A 20658-nucleotide genomic window follows, 5' to 3' on the forward strand; every position below is an offset into this window, starting at 1 on the left:
CTCGCCGGTCCTCACGTGCAAGGGGGCGAGGCCACGGACCGAATTGGCCGCTACTCGCCGCCGGCGACGGCGCGTCCGGGTGATCGGGCTCTTCGCCTCACGGGCCGGTCAGCACCAGCCCTTCGGCGGGCTCGCAGCGGTGCTCCACGCATGGCCTCGTGCACCAGGGCTCGCAGCAGCCGGCACCCCTCGTCGTCGCTCGTGCGGCGGTGCCACAGCAACCGGACCACCAGCGGAGCGAGCTCGACGGGCGGCTCGAGGATCCGCAGGGCCGCGCGCGGCTCGTGGGCTCGCGCCACGCACTCCATCACCGTCGCCACGCGGTCGCTCCCGGCCACCAGCAGCGGCAGCGTGGTGATGTGCGGAACCATGACCTGCACGTGACGACGAAGACCGTGGGTGGCCAGCGCTCGGTCCACGCGGTCTTCGGGCTCGCCGAACAGCGCGAGCTCGGCGTGGGGCAATCGGGCGTAGGTCTCGAGCCGCAAGCTCCGGCCCACCTCGGGGTGATCGGCACGGACGATCGCGACCATGCGATCCTCGAACAGATCCTCGGCCTCGCACCCGGCGGGTACGTCGGGGGGAATCCCGACCAGCAGGTCGATGTCGGCGCGCTCGAGGCCGCCCTGGGTCATGAGCCGATCGAGGGTGACCGAGCGCAGCGTGGCCCTGGGGAACCGCGCCTCGAATCGAGGCAGCAGCCGGGGGAACACCACGGCCCCCACCGCATCGGCGCATGCGATGGTGAAGCATCGCGTGGTGGTCTCGGGTCGTGACGAGGCGTCGTTGCCCACGAGGCTCCTGACCTCCTCCAGCACCCCTCGCAGGCGAGGCAGCAGGGCCTCGGCCCGCGGGGTGAGCACGAAGCCGCGACCGTTGCGGATCACGAGCGGATCCTCGAACACCGCCCGCGCCCGCCCGAGCGCATTGCTCACGGCCGACTGCGTCAGGTGCAGGCGTGCCGCCGCGAGCGTGGCGCTGCGCTCCTCGAGCACGGCCTCGAGCACCACCAGCAGGTTCAGGTCGAGGTTGGATAGATTCACGAGCTCAATATCTCATATGAGTAGATATCACTGGAATTCGAGGATGCTGACCGTCACGCTCGACCGTGGATGACGGGCATTCGTGGCATCTCACACCTCACCCTTCCCGTGACCGACCTCGAGCTCGCGGAGCGCTTCTACATCGGCGCGCTGGGGCTCGCGCTCGAGCGTCGCTTCGATCGCGAGACGTTCCTGCGCCTGCGACCGGACCGAGCCGCCGAGCTCGACGTCGACGATGGACCGCTGCACCTGCAATTGGGCTGCGGCGGCGTGCAGCTCGACCTGTTCTTGCAGCGCGAGCCGCTGCGTGGGCCGCTGCCGCCTCATCCCCATCTCGCCTTCGACGTGAGCCCCGACGACCTCGGCCCGCTCGCGGCCCGGGTCGGCGCGTTCGGGGTGCCGCTCGACGGCCCGCGTCGCCTGGGGCCGCCCGGGCACGCATCCATCTACTTCACCGATCCCTTCGGCAACCTGCTCGAGCTGGCGGCGATGGGCTACGAGGGCGGCGAGCTGGCCGTGGGGCCGCCCGATCTGGTGGTGCTCGGTCGGCTACGGCAGTAGCGCCGCGATGGGCCGCCCCTACCGATCGGGCTCGCCCTCGGGCGCCGCCAGGTCCAGGTCTCGCTCGCGCTCGATCACCCCGTAGCGCTCCGCCGTCTGCAGCAGGCGCTCCACGATGGCGCGATGCTGGGCGCGGCGCTCGGGCGACAGCGGCATCGGGATGCCCACGGCCTCCATCAGCTCGGGCTGGCTGGTGGTGTCGCCGACCCGGGCCAGGAGCTCGGAGTCGCGGACGCGCAGCATGGGGAGCACGATCGGCGGCTGGGGATCGTCGACGAACGCGGGCTCGATGCAGCTCGAGACATCGGCCGCCGCCGCAGCCCGGGCGTTGAGCGGAGGCAGCCCGAAGCGCACCGCGACCGTGGCCAGGAACGAGGGATGCTCGAAGACGGTGTGGTCGATGGCGCCGGCCCGCACGTGAGGGCCGATGACCAGCGTGGGCACGCGAAAGCCCATCTGTGCAAACTCCGGGCCGTTGTCGTCCACCGTCGTCGGCGGGGGCACGTGGTCGTAGAACCCCCCGTGCTCGTCGTAGGTGATGATGAGCAGGCTTCGCTCCCAGTACTGGGAATTGGCCAGCGCGGCGTAGATCGTGCCGATGAGCGTCTGTCCGAACTGGATGTTGTGCGCAGGGTGGTCGTCGTTGGTCAAGAAGTCGGGGTCGATGATCACCACCGACTCGAGGCCGCCGACTTGCAGCTTGTCGAAGAACTCCTCGAGCCCGGCCGTGCCCGAGAATCCCATCAGCGGCATCGCGCCCCAGCGCCATGCCGCCAAGCCGTCGAAGTAGTTCATGTTGCTGATGTCGTGGTCGTCGCACACGTCCTGGATCGACGTCGCGCTCGAGAACAGGGGAGTGTTGTCGTCCTTGCCGAAGCTGTCGGCGCAGTGCAGATACCAGCGGTTGGGCCATGTGGGGCCGAGCACCGAGCAGAACCATGCGTCGCACACCGTGTAGGCATCGGCCAGCGCGTAGGTCACCGGCAGGTGCTCGCGGACGTGATAGCCCATCGCCTCGTGCTTGACGGCGTCGCCGTTGGAGTTGAAGTGCTCGACCACGAAGCCATCGTTGGCGCCCCCGTTCCACTGGGCGTGGCAAGCCCCCCAGCCGTGGGGCGGATCGACCGGCTCGAAGTTGTCCATCTCGAACACGCCCACCGGCGTGCCGTTCTGGTCGGGGTTGGTCTCGGTGCCGTCGAGACCGTCGACGTCCTTCACCCCCTCCTCGAGCTGCAGCGCGCCGAGGTAGTGGTCGAACGAGCGGTTCTCCATGCACAGCACGATGATGTGATCGATGTTGGCCAGCAGCTCCTCGGGGGTCGTGGGCAGCTGGCCGGGGCCCGTGCTGCTGTCTTCCGAGGACGACGAGCCCTCGTCGGTGGAGGTTCCGTCGAGCCCGCTGGTGCCGGACCACGAGGTCGTGGTGCCGTCGTCTGGGGGATCGATCGTTCCGGTGCTGCCCGAGCCCTCGCCCGAAGAGCCGTCTCCGCTGCCATCGCCCGTCATCGGGCCCTCGTCGCCACAAGCGACGGTGGTGGAGAGCAGCGCGCCGGCGCCCTGCAGGGTGCGGCGGCGGGTCAACAACCGGCGGTTCTCGGGATCGTCTTGGGTCATGGCGCGGTCTTCCGGCCAGCAAGCCTAACGCCACGCGAGCCGGTCGCGGGCTTGCTCGTACTTGCCTCGTGAATTCGCCACACGGTCCAAGTCGTCGAGCGACTGGGCCGTGTGGCGGTTGGCGCTCGCTCGCGCCCTGCCGCCCAAAGCGGTCGTAACGCGGCTCGCAGGCCGCCAAGCGGGGTCCCGCCTCCGTCCCAGCCCCCCGGTTTACGCCCCCCGTCCCGCCGCGCTAGCCTCGCCCTCGCTTCAGCGAAAGGCTCGCCGTGATCTTCAAGAAGTTCTGGTCATCGATCCGAGCGCAGCTCAACAAGCTCGCCAACGTGTTCTGGGAGGCCGATCCCATCGCCCAGATGCGCTACGAGTACGACAAGGCGGTCGAGGAGCTCAAGGAAGGTCGTACGGGCCTCGAGCAGTACCGCGGCCTGGTCGAGAAGGTCACGCGGCAGGTTCGCCAGGGCGAGCAGCACCTCGCCCGGCTGCAGGCGCAGGCCAAGGCCTACCTCAAGGCAGGCGACCGCGAGACCGCCGCCAAGTTCGCGCTCGAGGTGCAAAAGGCCAAGGCCCAGCTCGAGCAGAACGAAGAACAGCTGGCCACGCACGAGAAGGCCTACAACAACAGCCTCAAGAAGATCAAACACGCCAACAAGACCCTCGCGGAGGTCCGCGAGAAGATCGAGAAGTACGACGCCGAGCTCAAGATGTCGGAGGCCGAGGCCGAGATCGCCAAGCTCAGCGAGAGCTTCGACGTGAACGTGACCACCGACTTCGGCGAGCTCGAGAACGTCATCCAGGGCAAGATCGACAAGAACCGCGGCAAGGTGCGCGTGGCGGCCGACCTCAGCGAGCGTGGCATCGCCGAGATCGACGCCCAGGAGGCGATGGAGAAGTCGCTGGCCGAGGACGCCCTGCGCGAGATGGAGATCGAGATGGGCCTCCTGACCCCGGCCACCGTCGACGCCCCCGAGGTCGAGAAGCAGCTCGGGCCCACCGAAGAGCAGACCCACTAGCCTTCACCGGGGCCCCCTCGGGCCCGCCGGCCCCGCTGGCCCGCACCCGGTCCAGGCTGGGCCCCCATTGGGCGCCTGCCGTCCCAGCACCCCAAGACCGACAGCAGAGGATTCCTAGACCATGGCCAACAAGCCGAAACCAGCATTCTACGTCGCCATCTTCGCGGTCGTCATCGCGCTCGTCGGGCTCGCCATCTGGCGCTTCGGCGGCAGCGACGACGGCGGAGACAAGGCCGGTGGTGACAAGGGCAACACGCCCACCCTCTCCCAGGAGGAGATGGAGCAGATCAAGCAGCTCGCCGAGGCCGACAACCCCGAGGGCATCACCACCGTCAAGGAGTACACGTTCGTTCCCGCCGAGCGGCTGCCCGAGGTCAAGGGCGTCTCCGACTACAAGCCCATGGAGAACGACGTGCTCAAGTTCTCCATCAACGTGTGGGCCGGCTGGGCGCCCATCATCCACGCCAACGAGGGCTTCAAGCCCGGCAAGGTGTGGAAGACGCCCGAGGGCAAGGAGTTCAAGGTCGAGCTCGTGCTCATCGACGATCCGGTGGCCATGCGCGATGCGTTCGCGGCCGGCGACATCCACGTGGGCTGGGCCACCGTGGACATGCTGCCGCTCTTGCTCGAGGGCCTCAAGAAGGACTCGCGGGCCATGCCGCGCATCTTCCAGCAGATCGACTGGTCCAACGGCGGCGACGGCATCGTGGTGCGCGACTCGGTCAAGACCATGGCCGACCTACGCGGCCAGACCGTGGTGCTGGCCCAGAACTCGCCCTCGCAGTTCTTCATCCTCAACGCCCTCATCAACGCGGGCGTGCAGCCGGCCGAGGTCAACTTCAAGTACACCTCCGACGCGTTCGAGGCGGCCGCGGCCTACAACGCCGACAAGACGATCGCGGGCGTGGTGAGCTGGGCGCCCGACATCTACAACCTGAGCGACGTTCCGGGCAACAAGCTCATCGTGAGCACCCAGACCGCCAACAAGCTCATCGCCGACGTGTGGTACGCGCGGGCCGACTTCGCCAAGGACCACCACGACATCTGCGCGGGCCTCACGCGGGGGATCTTCGACTCCATGGTGAAGCTCAAGGAGCAGGACGCCAAGGTCCAGGTCTCCAAGTGGATGGCCGAGGGCTACTCGATCCCCGAGAGCGAGACCCTGGGCATGCTCGGCGACGCCCACTGGACCAACTACGCGGAGAACCGCGAGTTCTTCCTGAACCAGAACAACCCCACCAACTTCGAGCGCACCTACGACACCGCGTTCTTCCTCTACAAGAAGATCCGCGTGGTCGACAGCAAGGTGCCGTTCGACCAGATCGTCGACTTCTCGATCCTGCAGTCGCTGGCCACCGAGACGGCCTACGCCAGCCAGACGAACGAGTACGAGGTTCGCTTTGCGCCCACCACGGCGGCGGCCATCCAGGCCGAGAGCGAGGAGATCCTCACCAAGACGGTGGTGATCCACTTCTACCCGAACTCGTGGGACCTCCAGAAGATGGTGATCAAGAACGAGAACGGCCAGGACAAGGAGGTCCGCTACGATCCCAACGCCGACTTCGTGATCGAGGAGGTGGGCAAGCTCGCCGGCCAGTACGGAGCCGCGCGCGTGGTGATCGAGGGTCACACCGACTCGTCGATGAAGGGCCGCACCCCCGCCGACGTGGTCAAGGAGCTGTCGACCAACCGTGCCAACTCGGTCAAGGAGGCGCTGGTCAAGGCGTTCCCGTCGCTGCAGCCGAACCAATTCACGGCCAGCGGCGTGGGCTGGGATCGCCCGGCCGACGCGGCCGACCCCCAAAACCACGCCAAGAACCGCCGGGTGGAGATCAAGGTGTATCCGGCCGAGGCGACGCCCGCCCAGTGAGCCCGGGGCCTGCGGTGACCTTCGTCGCCGCAGGCGCCCTCGAGGGCCGACGAGCCAGTGAGCCAACCATGAGCCAAGAGAGGTCCGCGTGAGCTGGTTCGCCCTGCGCAAGGAGCCGCCGCTTTGGGGTCAGATCGCCCTGGGCGGCGGTCTGTTGCTCGTGCTCCTCTTGCTGTGGACCATGGCCACCTCCGGCGATGCCGTCGAGACGCGGATGGTCCCGCCCACGATCCTGCCCAGCCCCAGCGAGGTGCTCGGCGGACTCGACTCGCTGGTCAACGAGCGGGCGCTCCTCAAGAGCGTGTTCGCCACGCTTCGGCGGGTGTTCCTGGGGTTCGGGCTCGCGGTGCTGGTGGGCGTGCCGCTGGGCATGGCGGCGGGTGCCTGGCGACCGCTGTCGTCGACGCTGGCGCCCATCATCATGTTCGGGCGCAACATCCCGATCGCGGCCCTGATCCCGCTGACGATGGTGTGGTTCGGGCTCGAGGAGGGCCAGAAGGTGATGTTCATCTTCCTGGCCACGTTCCCGTTCATGTTCTCCGATGCGGCCTCCGAGGTCACCGGGATCCACGAGCGCTACGTGGAGACGGGGCAGACCCTGGGGGCGAGCTCCTGGCAGATCTTCATCAAGATCCTGGTGCCGCTTTCGCTACCCAACATCTTCACCAAGCTGCGGCACCTGTTCGGGCTGGCGTTCGGCTACATCATGCTGGCCGAGCTCATCAACACCGACAGCGGCCTGGGGTTCCTGCTGCGCATGAGCCAGCGTCGCGGCCAGACCGAGCACATCTTCCTCATCCTGTTCATCATCACGCTGCTCGCGGTCGTGATCGATCGCGGCCTGGCCTGGTTCCAGCGCGGGCTGTTCCCGTACCGGAAGGATCTGTAGCGATGGGGAACGACGCCGAGCGAGAACAGGCGGAGGAGACGGCGGAGGCGGGGGCCGCAGCGACGGCCGAAGCCGAAGCGACGGCTGAAGCCGAAGCCGAAGCGCCGCCCGAGACCGAGGCCACGGCTGAAGCCGAAGCGAAGCCCGAGGCCGAAGCGCCGCCCGAGGCCGAGGCCGAGGCGACGGCTGAGGCCGAAGCGAAGCCCGAACCCGAGGCGAAGCCCGAACCCGAAGCGTCGCCCGAAGCCTCGGCTACGGCCGAACCCGAGGCTACGGCCGTAGCCGAGGCTACGGCCGAACCCGAGGCGAAGCCCGAACCCGAAGCGAAGCCCGAGGCGAAGTCCCAGCCCGAGGCAAAGCCCGAGCCCAAGGTCGAGGTCGCCGCGCCCAAGGCCAAGCCCAAGCGCGAGCTGCTGCTGGTCCCGGTCGTCGAGTTCAAGAACGTCACCAAGACCTACGGCGAGGGGCCCGACTCGTTCACCGCGATCAAGGACATCAGCTTCACGGTCGAGGATCGTCCCGACCACGGGGAGTTCGTGGCGATCCTGGGACCGTCGGGCTGCGGCAAGTCCACCGTGCTTCGCATGATCGCGGGCCTCCCCCCGCAGCACCCTCCCACCAGCGGCGAGGTGCTGGTGGCGGGCAAGCCGGTGCTGGGGCCGGGGGCCGATCGCGGGATGGTGTTCCAGGACTACACCTCGTTCGATCACCGCACGGTGCTGGAGAACGTGGCGTTCGGGCTCGAGTGCCGCGGCATGCCTCGGAAGGAACGCGAGGATCAAGCGCGCGAGTGGATCGGCAAGGTCGGGCTCGACGTGGCCAAGGACGCGAGCAAGTATCCGCACGAGCTGTCGGGCGGCATGCGGCAGCGCGTGGCCATCGCGCGCACCCTGGCCCTGCACCCGCGCATCATCTTGATGGACGAGCCGTTCGGCGCGCTCGATCCCTCGACCCGCATGCACATGCAGAACCTGTTGGTGGACCTGTGGCGCGAGCTCGAGGCCACCGTGTTCTTCATCACCCACTCCATCGAGGAGGCGGTGTTCCTGGGCGACCGCATCTACCTGCTGTCGTCGTCTCCCGGCACCCTGCTGCGGGAGATCACGGTCCCCCTCCCCGACCGTCCGGCCAAGGACATGCAGCGCGACCCCGAGTTCCTCGATCACGTGTTCGACATCCGCGACACGATCGAGAAGCTCGAGGCCTCCACCCGGGCAGGTGACGACTAGTGGCACGGCCGCGCAACAATCGGGGGCCGGCCCGGCTGGGACCTCCGCCCGCTCCGCCCAGCATCCGCAACGGAGGCTCGGTCGCCACCAGCGACGACGGCCCGAGCTGGATGGACTACGTCAAGAAGGCGTTCACCTGGCGCTGGAACCTGCTGGTGTTCGGCGGCGGGGTGGTGGCCGCCCTGCTCAGCGGTGCGCCCGACGTGGCCCTGCCGCTGGTGGCCGCGGCGGAGCTCGTCTACCTGGGGGGCCTGACGGCCGCCCCCAGGTTCCGCGCGGCGGTGGATGCCGAGCTGCATGCAGCCAAGGCTCCCGCCGAGAACGCGGCCAAGGCCCAAAAGAGCCTGGGACAGATGCTGTCGGGGCTCGCCCCCGCGCGAGCCAAGCGCTTCCAGGCGCTGCTCACCCGATGCCTCGAGATGAAGCGGATCGCGGCTGGCGTGCGCGGCCACAGCGGGGCCGCGGGGCGCGAGTCGGTGCCCACTCCGGCGCTCGACCGCATGCTGTGGGCGTTCGTGCGGCTCCTGTGGTCGCAGCAGGCGCTGGGCCGCTTCCTCGAGTCCACCGACGAGGCGGGCATGCAGGCCAAGATCGGCGAGCTCGAGGCGAAGATCGAGGAGGCGAAGGCCAGGGACGACGAGAAGATCATGCGCGCCCTCGTCGACAGCCTCGCCACCGCCCAGCTCCGCCTCGACAACTTCCAAAAGGCCGCCCGCAACGCCGAGTTCGTGGAGATCGAGCTCGACCGCATCGAGGGCAAGATCCAGGCCCTGGTGGAGATGGCGGTGAGCCACGAGGATCCCGACTTCATCAGCACGCAGGTCGACTCGGTGGCCGAGAGCATCACCCACACCGAGCAAGCCATCCGCGAGATGACGTTCATCACCGGCCTCGGCTCCGAGGTCGACGAGACGGCACCGTCGATCCTCGGCGGCGTCGAGCAACTCACGCACTGAGCAGACCATGGCCGACGAGCACGCAGGCACTGCCAAGACCGTCGCGGTCACCTCCGGAGGCGAGGCCGCCACCGGATCGTCGGGCCTGCCCGGGTGGTTCCCGGACTGGGGCCGCCGCCTGGCCGAGCTCTACTTCTCGGGCACGACCAGCATGTTCGTGCTGCACGGCAACACCGACGACCTGGTGCGCTCGGCCGAGTCGGGGGGGCAGCCGCGGTTCGTGCCGCTCACGGAGCTGGTGGCCACCCAGCTGTTCGGGCGCTGGGACCTGGTGCTCTACTACGATCTGTCCACCGGCCTGCGCGTGGTGGCGGGTCCCGACGCCGCACGCCAAAAGGACATGGCCACGCTGGCCCAGCGCAGGATCGGTGCGCTCGAGACCCTGCCCAAGGACCCGACCGCGGTCCTGCACGTGCTCGACCGCTTCATCCACAAGAACGTGATGGCCGAGACCAAGGACCGGCTGTCGGTGGCCATCGTGCTGGGCCATGCCTCGTACGTGGCTCCCCGCGGCGACAAGAGCCTCAAGAGCTCGACCCACGTGGTCACGCTGCTCAACTGGGCGGCGAGCCCCTACGTCAAGCGCCTCAACACCGCGTTCGTGCTGATCGACGGGGTGATCTCGGAGCTCTCCGAGCGGCTCGCGGGCAGCCCCCACGTGGCCACGCTCGACGTTCCGCTGCCCGACTCCGAGGCGCGGCTCTCGTTCTTGAAGACGCTCACGGCCGACCGCGACCCCACGAGCTTCTCCGACTATGGCCTGCCCGAGCTGGCCGAGCTCACCGCCGGGATCTCGCTGACCGACCTGCGCGTGCTGGTCACCTCGACCATCGAGGCCGGCCGCCGGCTCGACGCCGAGCGCTTCCGCGAGCTCAAGAAGACCCTCATCGAGCGCCAGGCCGGCGGCCTGCTCGAGTTCATCGAGCCGCGCTGGGGCCTGGACATGGTCATCGGCCACGACGCCGCCAAGAAGCGCCTGCAAGACGACGCGGCGCTCTTGCACCGCGGGGCGGTGGGCAGCGTGCCCATGGGGTACCTGCTGTGCGGGCCAGTGGGCACGGGCAAGAGCTTCCTGGCCCAGTGCGCCGCGGGCACCCTGGGGATCCCCTGCGTGGAGCTCAAGAGCTTCCGCAGCAAGTACGTGGGCGAGAGCGAGGGCAACCTGGCGCGGGTGCTGGGCGTGCTGCGCAGCATGGGCCCGGTGATGGTGATCGTGGACGAGGCCGACGCGATGCTGGGCGACAGACAGTCCGGCGGCGACTCGGGGGTCGGCAGCCGCATCTTCGGGATGATCGCGCGGCAGATGGGCGACACGCGCTACCGCGGCAAGATCCTGTGGATGCTGCTCACCACGCGGCCCGACTTCCTGCCCATCGACCTCAAGCGCCAGGGGCGGGCCGAGGTGCACATCCCGCTGTTCTATCCCACCGACGAGCAGGAGATCCGCAAGACCTTCGTGGTGCTGGCGCGCAAGGTCGGCGCCAAGCTGGCCGAGGCCGACGTGCCCCCGGTGGGCGAGGACAAGCGCGGGCAGCTCTCGGGGGCGGACATCGAGGGCATCGTGGGCCGGGCGTGGCGCAACGCGCTCATCGCCGGCCACGATCACATCACGGCCGAGGGCCTGGCCGCGGTGCTCGACGGCTTCATCCCCATGGCCCAGAGCCTCGAGCGCGAGCTGCAGACGCTGGCCGCGATCATCGAGTGCACCGACAAGGAATTCCTACCGCCGGCCATCGAGGCCAAGACCGCCGCCCTGGGCGGGCGCGCCAAGGTGCAGGAGCGGCTCAATCAAATCAAGGCCGTCGTGGACGGCTCGTGACCCGAGGGAGACTGACGACATGGCGAGGATCAACTGGCTGGACGAGGACACCGATCTGCCCGCGCTCGACGAGCACGTGCAGAAGCTCGAGCACTTCACCAATTCGCTCGCCGACGGGGTGATCGATGCGGCGGAGCTGGCCGAGCAGAACGAGGCGGTGGTGGCGGCGATGAAGGCCGTGCAGGACGAGCTCTCCGACGAGCAGCACGCCAAGGTCACCACGCTGCTGGTCGAGCTGACCGCGCTCAACATCATGGCCACGCTCCACGAGCTGACGGCCGAGCGGGTGAAGAAGGTGGTCGGCGGGTGAGCCCACCGACTTCATCGAGCCGACCGAGCGATGAACGGCTGCGCACGGTGTTCGACACCGTCGAGCCCTACATCGAGCGACGCTACGGGATCCCGGTACGGATACGCGACGTGCCCAACCCGTTCACGGGCGATCTCGATGGAGCAGAGATCCACGTCGATCACGATCTCGACGTGGCCGAGGCGGTGTTCATCATCGCGCACCTGTTCGGGCACACGGTGCAGTGGAACACCTGCGAGAAGGCGCGCGAGATCGGCTACCGGCTGTTCGAGAACCCCACCGAGGAGCAGCTGCGGGAGCTGGTCGAGTACGAGGTGCTCGCGTGCCGCTACAGCCTGCAGCTGTTCCACGACGCGGGGGTGCACGACCTCGACCAGTGGCTCTCGGACTTCTCGGCGTGCGACCTGGCCTACCTGCTGCACTTCTATCGCACGGGCGAGAAGCGCTCGCCGATGTCGTTTTGGCAGGACGGAACGCCCGTGCTCGAGCCGATGCCGATTCCCGAGTTCACACCCACCCAGTGGGTGGCACGGTGGGAAGGGATCGTGGTCTGAGGCGCGAGCTCGATCTCTGCCGCCTGGACCTCGCCGACTCGCCTCTCCGAGCTCATCGACCTCCCGCCCGAGATCCTTGCCGCCTTCGACACTCCCGTGGAGTTGAAGATGATCGCCGACGATCTCGGCCGCTCCGTGCTCGACGATCCGCACCCCGATCGCTCCACCGTTGCCTTCGTCGAGCTCGCCCGCGCCCTGCTGCACGCACACCGCAACCCACCGATGCAAACGAGAGAACGAGCCGCGAGCCTCGTCCCCCTGATCGAGACCCTCATGCTGGACCCAAAGAGCTCAGATGACGTCATCACGATTTGGGCCTATACCAACGGAGCATTCAAGAAGGGCTCACCGATCCGTGCCGCCCTTCACCGCGCCATCGAACCCCGGAGCCTACCGATGACCGACGAAGACATCCTGATGAAGCCATGGATCGACAAGGGCATGCGCAAGGGCCTACGCAAGGGTCGTGCCGAGGGCATGCAGAAGGGACGTGCCGAGGGCCTCACCGAGGGCCTCGCCAAGGGACGCGCCCGCTCGCTGCTCGACGTGCTCGAGCTGCGAGCCCTTCCGCTGCCTCCCGCTGCGCGCCGGCGCATCCTCTCCACCAAGGACGAGCAGGTCCTCGAGCGCTGGTTCCGGCGGGCGCTCGCCGCGGCGTCGGTCGAGGAGATCTTCGCGCCCGACGAACGACCCAACTCGGGCATGAGCACCGCAGGGTGAGGCCCCGAGGCGCTCAACCTTCCGCGGGTACCGTGATCCCGAGCCGCCGCAGGCCCTCGGAGCCCACGCTGGCGACGTAGTGGTGCCAGCACACGGGCTGGTAGTCCTCGTCGCCCAGGCTGACCTGCGCGCCCTCGGTCACGGGCCGGCCGCCGACGGTGCGCAGGTTGAACACCGCCTTGCGACCGCACTGCTGGCAGGTGACCTTGACCTCCTCGATGCTGTCGGCGACCTCCATCAGGCGAATGGAGCCGGGGAAGCCATGGGTCTGGAAGTCGGTGCGCAGGCCGTAGCAGATCACGGGCACGTCCAGGCGCAGGGTGATCATGCGGAGCTGGTCGACCACGGCCGGCGAGAGGAACTGGGCCTCGTCGACGAGGATGCAGTCGACGTCGCGAAACGCAGCGAGCGAGAGCGTGGTGTGGGGCTCGAGCAGCAGATCGGCCTGCTCGCGCAGGCCCGCGCGCGAGGCGACGTGGCGATCGCCGAAGCGATCGTCGAGCGCGGGCTTGGCCAGCACGACGCGCTTGCCCTGCTTGCGGTAGTTGTGAGCCACGGCCAGGAGGTTGAGCGTCTTGGCGCTGTCCATGGCACCGTAGCGAAAGTAGAGCTTGGCCATTGGGCCCGGGGACCCTCGCAGGGGAAGGCCCCGGCGTCAAATCGCCCCTGCCCCGCGGTGCGACCGACGCCGGAAAGGTGACTTCGGCTGCATTCCGGGCGAAGCTCTGGTCATGAGGCACGCGATTGGATTGATCGGCATGGCGCTGGCGACCCTGGGGCTTGCGGGGTGCCCGGGCGACGACGCGACGATGGATACCGGGGTGATCACCACGACCACCGACGGCACCACCACCACCACGGGCCCCAACGTCACGACGTTCGATCCCACGACCGGGGGACCCTTCACCATGCCCGACGACAGCTCGAGCACGACGAGCACGGGGGCCGACGAGACCAGCTCCGGCGGCGCCTCCGAGAGCAGCAGCGGTGGCGGACCGGCGTGCGAGCCCCCGGTGGTCGGCGAGTGGAACGCCTGCATCGACGACATGGGCGACATCGACAACACGCTGTGCAACTGGCTCGGCAACCCCGACGGCACCGGCTTCCTCACCTGCATCACCGCCCCCCCTGCCACCCTCGATGGCGGCAACTTCTGTTCCATTCGAGGCTGCCGCGACACCTGCGACTGCTTCGATCCCCCGACGACGGGCACCGCCCCCGTGATCTGCGAGACGATCCTCGCCGGGGGCGAGACCGCCTGCGGCCTCGACTGCAGCGCGGGTCAAACCTGCCCCGACGGCATGGAGTGCGCCAGCGGCCTGTGCTTCTGGCCGTCCGCCTCGGGCTAGACGCTACCCCCGCCCACGCGCTGGCGCAGCTCGTCGCGCAGCGCCTCGGCCTGCCGCAGGGTGACCGCCACGATCGTCAGCGTGGGGTTGGCCGAGCCGACGGTGGGGAACAGGCCCGAGCCGGTCAGCCACAGGTTGGGATGGTCCCAGCTCCGGCCGAAGTCGTTGGTCACCGATTGGCTCGGCGAGTCACCCATGCGCAGCGTACCCATGACGTGGCCGGCCCCGAAGAAGCCGTCCACCAGATCGGCCTTGGTCTGCTTGCCGCCGCTCATGCGCGTGATGATGGCATCGCTGAGCTCTTCGAACGCCTTGGCGCCCGCGAGCGTGTAGTCGTCGAGCACGAAGTCCAGCCGTGGGCGCGGCACTCCGAATGCGTCGGTCACCACGTTGCCCTGGTCGTCACGGGCGATGGTGACGCGGCTGTTGGGGTTGGGGTCGGGCTCGAACAGCGCGTCGAGCTGCACCCCCGTGCTCACGTTCCAGGCCACGTCGCGGCGCAGCGACGCGCCGATCTCGTTGCGCATCAGCGCCGAGGCCACCTCGCCGAACGGGGTGTTGAGCGCCCAGTTGGTGCCGATCGCCTCGATCTCCACGCGGAACGCCGCGCGGTTGCGACGGAACTGGCCGTCGCGCAGCGACTCGATGCCCGAGGTGCTCAGCGGGCCCCGGAAGGGGTAGAGCGGCACGTCGGCGCGGCCGTACGAGATCTTGACGTGGTGGTCCATCAAGTGGCGGCCGACCATGCCGCTGCGGTTGGCGACGCCGTCGGCGAGCCCGTTCTGATCGCTTCCGCTCCACAAGAGCACCTTGGGCGTCTCGATCGCGTGCATCGCCAGCACGTAGGCGTGGGCGGTGACCGTGTACTCGCGGCCGTTCTCGCCGTCCTTCCATCGTAGCCCGCTGATGCGTCCGTCGCCGCCCACGTCCACCTTGGTGACCACCGCCTTCCACTGGTGCTGGACCGGGCGGCTGCCGGGGCGGTTCTTGGGATCGAGCGAGGGATTGAGCGCTCGCTTGAGATGGACGGTGGCGTCGTACTTGGCCTGGATCGGACAGATCGGCACGCAGTTGGTGCTGCCAGCGCAGGGTGGGCGGCCCTGGAACGGGATGCTGTTGCGGCCTTGGGGGGTGGACTGCACCAGCACCGGCATACCGTCGAACTCGAGGCCGTCGAGCCGATCCTTCATCACGCGGTCGGTGTACGAGGGCAGGATCTGCGGCATCGGATACGGCTTGCCGTGGCGCGGCGCACCGCCGAGATCCAGCGAGCCGTCGCCCGAGACTCCGATCTCGTGCTCGGCGGCGAGGTACCACGGCTCGAGCACGTCGTAGGTGATCGGCCAGTCCACCGCGCGCCCGTAGGTCGTGCGCTCGCGGAACGTGCTGGGCACGTAGCGCAGCATCGTACCCAGCCAGTGATAGGTGGTGCCGCCGACGATGCGGGTGTAGGTCGACTTGAACGGGGTATAGCTGCCGTGGCCCGGATCCTCCGGCTCGGCCGGCGGAGGTAGCGGGGGCTGGGTCTGGTACTGCGGTCCGTAGTAGTAGGCCGAGAGGCTGGTGACGAACGGCATCGGCGCCCACGGCAGGTTGCGATACGGCGAGTTGGGCACCCGCGCGTCGGCCTCGAAGTAGCGATCGAGCAGCGACTGGCGCTGGTCGGCACCCGTGGCCGGGTCGAACAGCGCCTCTTCGCCCGCGTCGAGGATGAGCACCCGAAAGCCCGCCTGACCCAGCTTGTTGGCAAGGATCGCACCGGACACGCCGGCCCCCGCGATGACGACGTCGTACTGTGGGGCGGACATCTCAGGCTTCCTCCTTGCTGGCCACCTTGTTGGGCTCTGTGGCAATGGGCCTGATCGGCACCGTTCCCGGGTACGACCAGTTGCCGTAGTAGGGTCCCGGGATGCCCATGGGGTTGCCACCGAAGGCCTGCCACACGAGCGCGGTGGGGTAGGTCTGCTTGGGCGCGGTGACGGTGATGAAGCCCTGGGGGCTGGTCAGATCGAGGAGCGCGGCGCAGTACCACAGCGTCGCAATCGAGCGTGTCACCACCGCGACCTGGCCGCCGGGCTCGAGCATCTGCTCCTTGATCGCCGCGGTCGGGTCGGGCGGATTCCGGTCGAGGATCTCCGCGGAGGTCTCGAGCGTGATGAGGATGTCGGCGATCGAGTACGCGGGACGGGCCTTGCCCTCGCGGTCGGCGGATCCACGCACCAGCGTGAAGAGGTACGCTTGGCCGATCCAGTCCTCGAGCTCGTCTCGGTCGACCAGGATCCTCGACAGCGCCATGAACCGCGGCAGCTCGGTCTCGAGCTCGGCCGGCAACACCCACTCATGCGTATGTCGAGCGCTCATCGGTCACCTCCTTGCGCGGGCATCCGTGCCCCGAAGTACTCCGCGATCCCCCGCAGCGTGGTGGCGGCATCGTGCAGGTAGGGAATGGCCACCGCGTGCTCGGGAGCGTGGGCCTGCGGCGACGAGGCCAGGGCCTCGGTCTTGGCGGTCAGCTCGAGCAGCCGCTCGTGGATGAAGATCCACGCCGAAGCCTGGTGCGGCATGAGCTGGATCGAGCGATTGATCTCGAAGCTGGGGCCCGCCCGGGTCGGCCGCGGCTTGCCTCGCTTGGACGGCTGGTCGCCCATCGGCAGCCGGGTCAGCGCCTCACCCAGCGGCTTGACCACGGTGGTCATGATCCGCAGGAACGTCCAGGCCAGCACGCGCTGCTGGGTTGCGTCGTCGTCGAGCGTGGCGAAGAAGCGATAGAGCGCGAGCACCATCACCTCGTAGATCTCGGAGGTCAGGTCGTTGACCGCGCGCGTGAACGAGTCGTCGATGAGGCGCCAGCCCGGATAGGTGTTGTCGACGTGCAGGCGCGACAGCGGGTTGGGGTGCACGTCGCGAGCCGGATCGAACGTGCGCCCCTCGGCCTTGGCCTTGTCGGCCAGCATCTGGTACTCGCGCAGGATGCCCACGAACACGCCGAAGTGGCTGTCGACGGGATCGGCGCGGGTGCCTTCGCCCTGCTGGACGATGAGCTCGATTCCCGCGGCCGCCTGCACCTGAGTGAAGACCTGGTAGACCTGCGGAAAGTCGACCAGCCGCCCGTCGATCTGGGCGTTGCGCGAGCCGATGATCACGCTGCCCGCGGGGGGCTCGAGGGTCGCGAATGCGCGCTCGATCGCCTCGTAGAGCTCTCCGATCGTCTCCATCGGCACCGCGCGCGGGCGCAGGCGACCGTAGCGCGTCGGCAGCTCCTGCCAGCGCCGCTTGCTCCTCCAGGATGCCGGCGTCTCGGCGAACAACGCGGCCTCCTGCTCCGGGGTGAGCTGGTCGCCGCCGAGCAGCCGCAGCACGTCGTCGGGGATCACGGCCGGCCGCTCGTAGAGCGCCCACAGGCGAATGCCGTCCCACGAGAACGGAAACAGCCCCCACGGCAGCCCCGTGGGGTAGTAGCGGCGGCTCTGCGGGAAGTTGGGGCGCCGCAGCTGCACCGTGCCGCCGACCGAAGCCAGCAGGTTGGCCGCCTGTGTCAGGTGCAGCATCTCCTGGGCCGCGACCAGGAAGATGTTGGCCTTCCACTTGCGGACGTAGTTGAGCTCTTCGAGCGTCAGCCCCTCGCTCACGTCGTCCTTGAGGCTGAACGCGGTGAACAGGTACGACAGGCACAGGCCTTGCTCGAGCTCGCAAGCAACCGCCAGGGCTTCGACGAGCTGGCTACGGTCGTGGATGGTCGCGTCGGACATGGGCATCACTCTGGTTCGCACGATCGATCACGAAGACCACATCGTCGCCATCATACGGGAGTCCAGCGACGATCTCCACGCTCGAATCGCACGCTGGCAACTCTGGGCCCGCAACCCCTCGAACGATGATTCGACCGCGATCGTGACATTCGGGCACGTGCCCGACACCTGGGTGATAGCCTCGCGCCATGAGCCGCCCCGGTCAGCCGCTACCGTCCATCCCCGATGGGTTCACGCTTCCGTTCTACTACGCCTCGCTCGTCAACCTGGGCGTGTACTACGAGGTCGACCCGGCCGTGGTCGCCCCCTACCTCCAGGGCACGGGCCTGGTCGCCGCGGTGTTCGAGGGCAAGGCCTGCGTCACCTTCAACTATCAGCTCTACACGGGGCACTATGACTTCGGGGCCGGGGTGACCTCGGAGATCGAGCTCAACATCGTCGCGTATCCCGAGAACCGCGCCGACCTGGTCGCACAGGTCGACTTTCGCGGCTACATCAGCGGACAGGACCAGAGCAAGCAGCTCGGCAACCACCGCGTCTGGGTGCCGTGCGACAACGACGCGGCGATTGCCGCGGGCATGCAGCTGTTCGGCGAGCCCAAGTTCAAGACCTCGTTCACCGTGGGGCTGCCCGTGCTCAATTCGCCCAGCGTGCGCACGTGGTCCGTACGGTGCAACGATCCCGAGGATCCCGAGGATGCCAAGGTCTTCATCTTCGAGGTGGGGGTCGACACCAAGGATCTCGACCCCCACCCGGTGGTGATGAGCCCGATCACCGAGTACGGCAAGCACGACGGCAAGCTGATCGGCTGCCGCTGGAACCTGCTGGGTCCCGTGACCAACTACTACCTCACCCGTGCGTCGGCCGGTCGAGTGACGCTCGGGTACGGCGACAGCACGCACCCGATGGTTCGCGACATGAAGACCCTCATCGGGGACACGCCGGCATCGGCGATCCGGACCTACCTCAGCGCGCCTTCTGCGATCCAGGCGCGCGCTTACTTTCCGTAGCGGGGGCCGTAGCGGGCGCCTTGGCGGAGGCCCCGAGCGGTGGCGGTCAGGAGATCGAGCCGAGGGTCATGACGAGCGGGCCGCCGACCTCGGGCTGTGCCAGCAGGATCAGCTGGTCGTCGACGGTCGCCATGCCGAGGGCTCCGCCCGCGGCGATCCACATGTGGTCGATCGGCTCGGTCGGCGTCCAGTCGGCCTCGGCCAGCGTGCCGTAGCCGTTGCTGGTGGTCTGCTCCTTGGATGCGTCGTACGAGACCGGCAGCTTGGGGGTGAGGATGCCGGGCGTCGAGAAGCGCTCGGTGAGCAGCTGCTCGTTGGACTCGCCGGGGTGCACCAGGTGCAGGACCCCGTCGAGCGGCGCGAGCGCGAGCGGTGCGCCCGCCCGCACTGGGTCGAGCACGGGCTCGAGCTCGCCCGGAGTGCCGGGAAACGGGGCCGCCGTGAAGCGACCCACCACGAACGCGCTCGGTGACCACTGATCTCGGGTGGTGTCGTCCCAGGGCCCGGAGTACTTGCTCGGCGACAGCGTCGTGACGTTGAAGGGCGCGGTGTTGTAGCTGAGCGCGCGCAGGCCCGAGGACTCGGGATCCTGGAACACGAGCTGCAACGAGGGCCCGATCGCGCCCAGGGCCAGCGCCCCCCGGGTGTGCTGACCGGTGCTGACGGTCGCGGCCCAGCCCTCGGGGCCGCAGCGTCGCGACTGGATCACACCCTCGGGGTCGACCCACGCCAGCATCAGTCCATCGTCGGGTAGTGCAGCGATGGCCACGGCGCCGCCCGCCGAGCCCTGCACCTGCGGCGCGCTCCAGCCGGTCTGCAGGTCGTAGCGGGCCACGAGCAGCTCGGTGCCCTGCACGAACGCGAGCACCAGCGCGTCGGCGCTCGAGGCCATCGCGAGCGGCCCGCTCGCACGCACGCCGATCGGCCGGGGCGTGCCCCAGGTCCCGCCCGACCAGGTCGTGTGGCGGAGCATGCCGTCCTCGTCGCGCACCACCACGTGCAGCACCTGCCCGAGCGCCGCACATCCGACGTGGCCATGGGTGCGAAGCGGCGTGGCCCCAGGCGTGCCCCACGAGAAGCGCTGCTTCCACAGCACCCGCAGCGGGGCCGCGGCGGCGTCGTTCTTGCCGAGGTCCCCGAGCCCGAAGTTCAGCTCGATCGTCTTGATCAGGTTATAGTGGTTGTAGCTCTCGTCCACCACGCCGGGCTCGATCATGTCGCCCAGCAGCACGGTGTAGACCTGGTTGGGACCATCGTAGGTGTACTTCTTGCCCTGGTCGAAGCTCCCCTCGAAGTCGGCCTCGTCGAAGGTCACCACCACCAGCGTGCCCCTGGGCAGCCGCGAGTCGGGGCCGGGGAACGAGAGCGCGCCGAAGAAGCCCTCGAGCCACGCCGCGAGTTGGTCCACCAGCACCGGCGCGCGCTCGTCCGGGGCCGTTTGGGTGCCGTCGACGTAGTGGCCGTCGTTCCACATGTCGGGCGTGAACCAGGCGTAGTGCGGCAGCGTGCCCGAGAGCACGTCCACGAAGAACTGCGTCTCGTTCACGATCCTCTGCCACCGCGACTCGCTGCGCACGATCCGCTCGAACGACGAGAACGGGTCGTGCTTGATCACGTAGGGATAGTCGTCCTGGGGCACCAGCGTGGGCGTCCACGGCGTCTTGGCCGGGCGGTAGCCGTCCATGTAGGCCTTCCACTGGAGCTCACCGGGAGCTTCTTCGATGAGGTCGACGATCGTCCGCTGCGGCAAGAGCTCCGGGGGCTGATCGTCGTCGGTGACGTTGCACAGCTCGCCCGCGATCGAGGCGATGTAGTTGGTCTGCGAGGGGTGCATGACCCCGTGGAAATTGGCCATGTCGAGCCCCTGGCGTGCGAGGCCACGCATGTACGGATTGGCCATCACGTACTGGCGATACTGGTTCTCGAACATGATGATGAGGATGCGTTCGAACGGGCGTTCCATCGAGAATCTCCG

Annotated in this window: 19 protein-coding genes; 12 read left to right on the forward strand and 7 right to left on the reverse strand. The window is 68.4% G+C overall.

All coding sequences use genetic code 11. The features are described from left to right. Positions 1–50: 50 nt before the first annotated feature. Complete coding sequence (locus tag OEB96_RS07090; protein WP_266214695.1) at positions 51–1043, reverse strand: LysR family transcriptional regulator; 993 nt, start codon at positions 1041–1043, stop codon at positions 51–53. A gap of 69 nt (positions 1044–1112) precedes the next feature. Between OEB96_RS07090 and OEB96_RS07095 the strand changes: the two genes are divergently transcribed. Further along, positions 1113–1604, forward strand: a complete 492-nt coding sequence (locus OEB96_RS07095) for a VOC family protein (protein ID WP_266214696.1) — start codon at positions 1113–1115, stop codon at positions 1602–1604. An 18-nt stretch (positions 1605–1622) separates the two neighbouring features. Here OEB96_RS07095 and OEB96_RS07100 read toward each other — a convergent pair whose 3' ends face one another. Next, complete coding sequence (locus tag OEB96_RS07100; protein ID WP_266214697.1) at positions 1623–3218, reverse strand: alkaline phosphatase family protein; 1596 nt, start codon at positions 3216–3218, stop codon at positions 1623–1625. 266 nt (positions 3219–3484) lie between these two features. Here OEB96_RS07100 and OEB96_RS07105 point away from each other — a divergent pair, with 266 nt between their 5' ends. The 9 genes from OEB96_RS07105 (at position 3485) to OEB96_RS07145 (ending at position 12575) form a co-directional block, all read left to right on the forward strand. After that, the gene (locus tag OEB96_RS07105) at positions 3485–4228 is read left to right on the forward strand and encodes a PspA/IM30 family protein (protein WP_266214698.1); all 744 of its coding nucleotides are present in this window, start codon (positions 3485–3487) and stop codon (positions 4226–4228) included. A 121-nt stretch (positions 4229–4349) separates the two neighbouring features. Continuing rightward, positions 4350–6098: a phosphate ABC transporter substrate-binding/OmpA family protein gene (locus OEB96_RS07110; RefSeq protein WP_266214699.1), complete on the forward strand. Its 1749-nt coding sequence runs from the start codon at positions 4350–4352 to the stop codon at positions 6096–6098. A gap of 88 nt (positions 6099–6186) precedes the next feature. After that, on the forward strand, positions 6187–6987 hold the full coding sequence (locus OEB96_RS07115) for an ABC transporter permease (protein WP_266214700.1): 801 nt from the start codon (positions 6187–6189) through the stop codon (positions 6985–6987). Between the two features lie 2 nt (positions 6988–6989). Then, positions 6990–8216: an ABC transporter ATP-binding protein gene (locus OEB96_RS07120; protein WP_266214701.1), complete on the forward strand. Its 1227-nt coding sequence runs from the start codon at positions 6990–6992 to the stop codon at positions 8214–8216. Next, the gene (locus OEB96_RS07125; RefSeq protein ID WP_266214702.1) at positions 8216–9172 is read left to right on the forward strand and encodes a hypothetical protein; all 957 of its coding nucleotides are present in this window, start codon (positions 8216–8218) and stop codon (positions 9170–9172) included. The genes OEB96_RS07120 and OEB96_RS07125 overlap by 1 nt, the downstream gene beginning before the upstream one ends. Before the next feature lie 7 nt (positions 9173–9179). After that, positions 9180–10991, forward strand: a complete 1812-nt coding sequence (locus OEB96_RS07130) for an ATP-binding protein (RefSeq protein WP_266214703.1) — start codon at positions 9180–9182, stop codon at positions 10989–10991. A 19-nt stretch (positions 10992–11010) separates the two neighbouring features. Further along, the gene (locus OEB96_RS07135) at positions 11011–11301 is read left to right on the forward strand and encodes a hypothetical protein (protein WP_266214704.1); all 291 of its coding nucleotides are present in this window, start codon (positions 11011–11013) and stop codon (positions 11299–11301) included. Beyond that, positions 11298–11855: a hypothetical protein gene (locus OEB96_RS07140; protein ID WP_266214705.1), complete on the forward strand. Its 558-nt coding sequence runs from the start codon at positions 11298–11300 to the stop codon at positions 11853–11855. The genes OEB96_RS07135 and OEB96_RS07140 overlap by 4 nt, the downstream gene beginning before the upstream one ends. Positions 11856–12251: 396 nt before the next feature. Continuing rightward, positions 12252–12575 carry an RpnC/YadD family protein gene (locus OEB96_RS07145; protein WP_266214706.1) on the forward strand — a complete coding sequence of 108 codons (324 nt, stop codon included), beginning with the start codon at positions 12252–12254 and terminating at the stop codon, positions 12573–12575. Between the two features lie 13 nt (positions 12576–12588). Here OEB96_RS07145 and OEB96_RS07150 read toward each other — a convergent pair whose 3' ends face one another. Next, the gene (locus OEB96_RS07150; protein WP_266214707.1) at positions 12589–13194 is read right to left on the reverse strand and encodes a thymidine kinase; all 606 of its coding nucleotides are present in this window, start codon (positions 13192–13194) and stop codon (positions 12589–12591) included. Positions 13195–13306: 112 nt separating this feature from the next. On the opposite strand from OEB96_RS07150, the gene OEB96_RS07155 reads away from it, so the two are divergent. Further along, a complete protein-coding gene (locus OEB96_RS07155) occupies positions 13307–13924 on the forward strand; it encodes a hypothetical protein (RefSeq protein ID WP_266214708.1) in 618 nt (205 codons plus the stop codon). Here OEB96_RS07155 and OEB96_RS07160 read toward each other — a convergent pair. The 3 genes from OEB96_RS07160 to OEB96_RS07170 are packed head-to-tail and all read right to left on the reverse strand — an operon-like array spanning position 13921 to position 17673. Continuing rightward, positions 13921–15732 (reverse strand): GMC oxidoreductase, encoded by a 1812-nt coding sequence (locus OEB96_RS07160; RefSeq protein ID WP_266214709.1) that lies wholly within the window; start codon positions 15730–15732, stop codon positions 13921–13923. The genes OEB96_RS07155 and OEB96_RS07160 overlap by 4 nt on opposite strands. A gap of 1 nt (position 15733) precedes the next feature. Next, positions 15734–16285 carry a hypothetical protein gene (locus tag OEB96_RS07165; RefSeq protein WP_266214710.1) on the reverse strand — a complete coding sequence of 184 codons (552 nt, stop codon included), beginning with the start codon at positions 16283–16285 and terminating at the stop codon, positions 15734–15736. Continuing rightward, positions 16282–17673 (reverse strand): ferritin-like domain-containing protein, encoded by a 1392-nt coding sequence (locus tag OEB96_RS07170; RefSeq protein ID WP_266214711.1) that lies wholly within the window; start codon positions 17671–17673, stop codon positions 16282–16284. The genes OEB96_RS07165 and OEB96_RS07170 overlap by 4 nt, the downstream gene beginning before the upstream one ends. 188 nt (positions 17674–17861) lie before the next feature. Between OEB96_RS07170 and OEB96_RS07175 the strand changes: the two genes are divergently transcribed. Then, entirely contained in the window at positions 17862–18683 is an 822-nt protein-coding gene (locus OEB96_RS07175; protein ID WP_266214712.1) for a hypothetical protein, read from the forward strand. 46 nt (positions 18684–18729) lie between these two features. Here the strand turns inward: OEB96_RS07175 and OEB96_RS07180 are convergent, their stop codons facing one another. Then, the gene (locus tag OEB96_RS07180; RefSeq protein ID WP_266214713.1) at positions 18730–20646 is read right to left on the reverse strand and encodes an alkaline phosphatase family protein; all 1917 of its coding nucleotides are present in this window, start codon (positions 20644–20646) and stop codon (positions 18730–18732) included. Positions 20647–20658 lie beyond the last annotated feature (12 nt).

Source organism: Paraliomyxa miuraensis (assembly GCF_026337845.1).
Classification (GTDB): Bacteria; Myxococcota_A; Polyangia; order Nannocystales; family Nannocystaceae; genus Paraliomyxa; species Paraliomyxa miuraensis.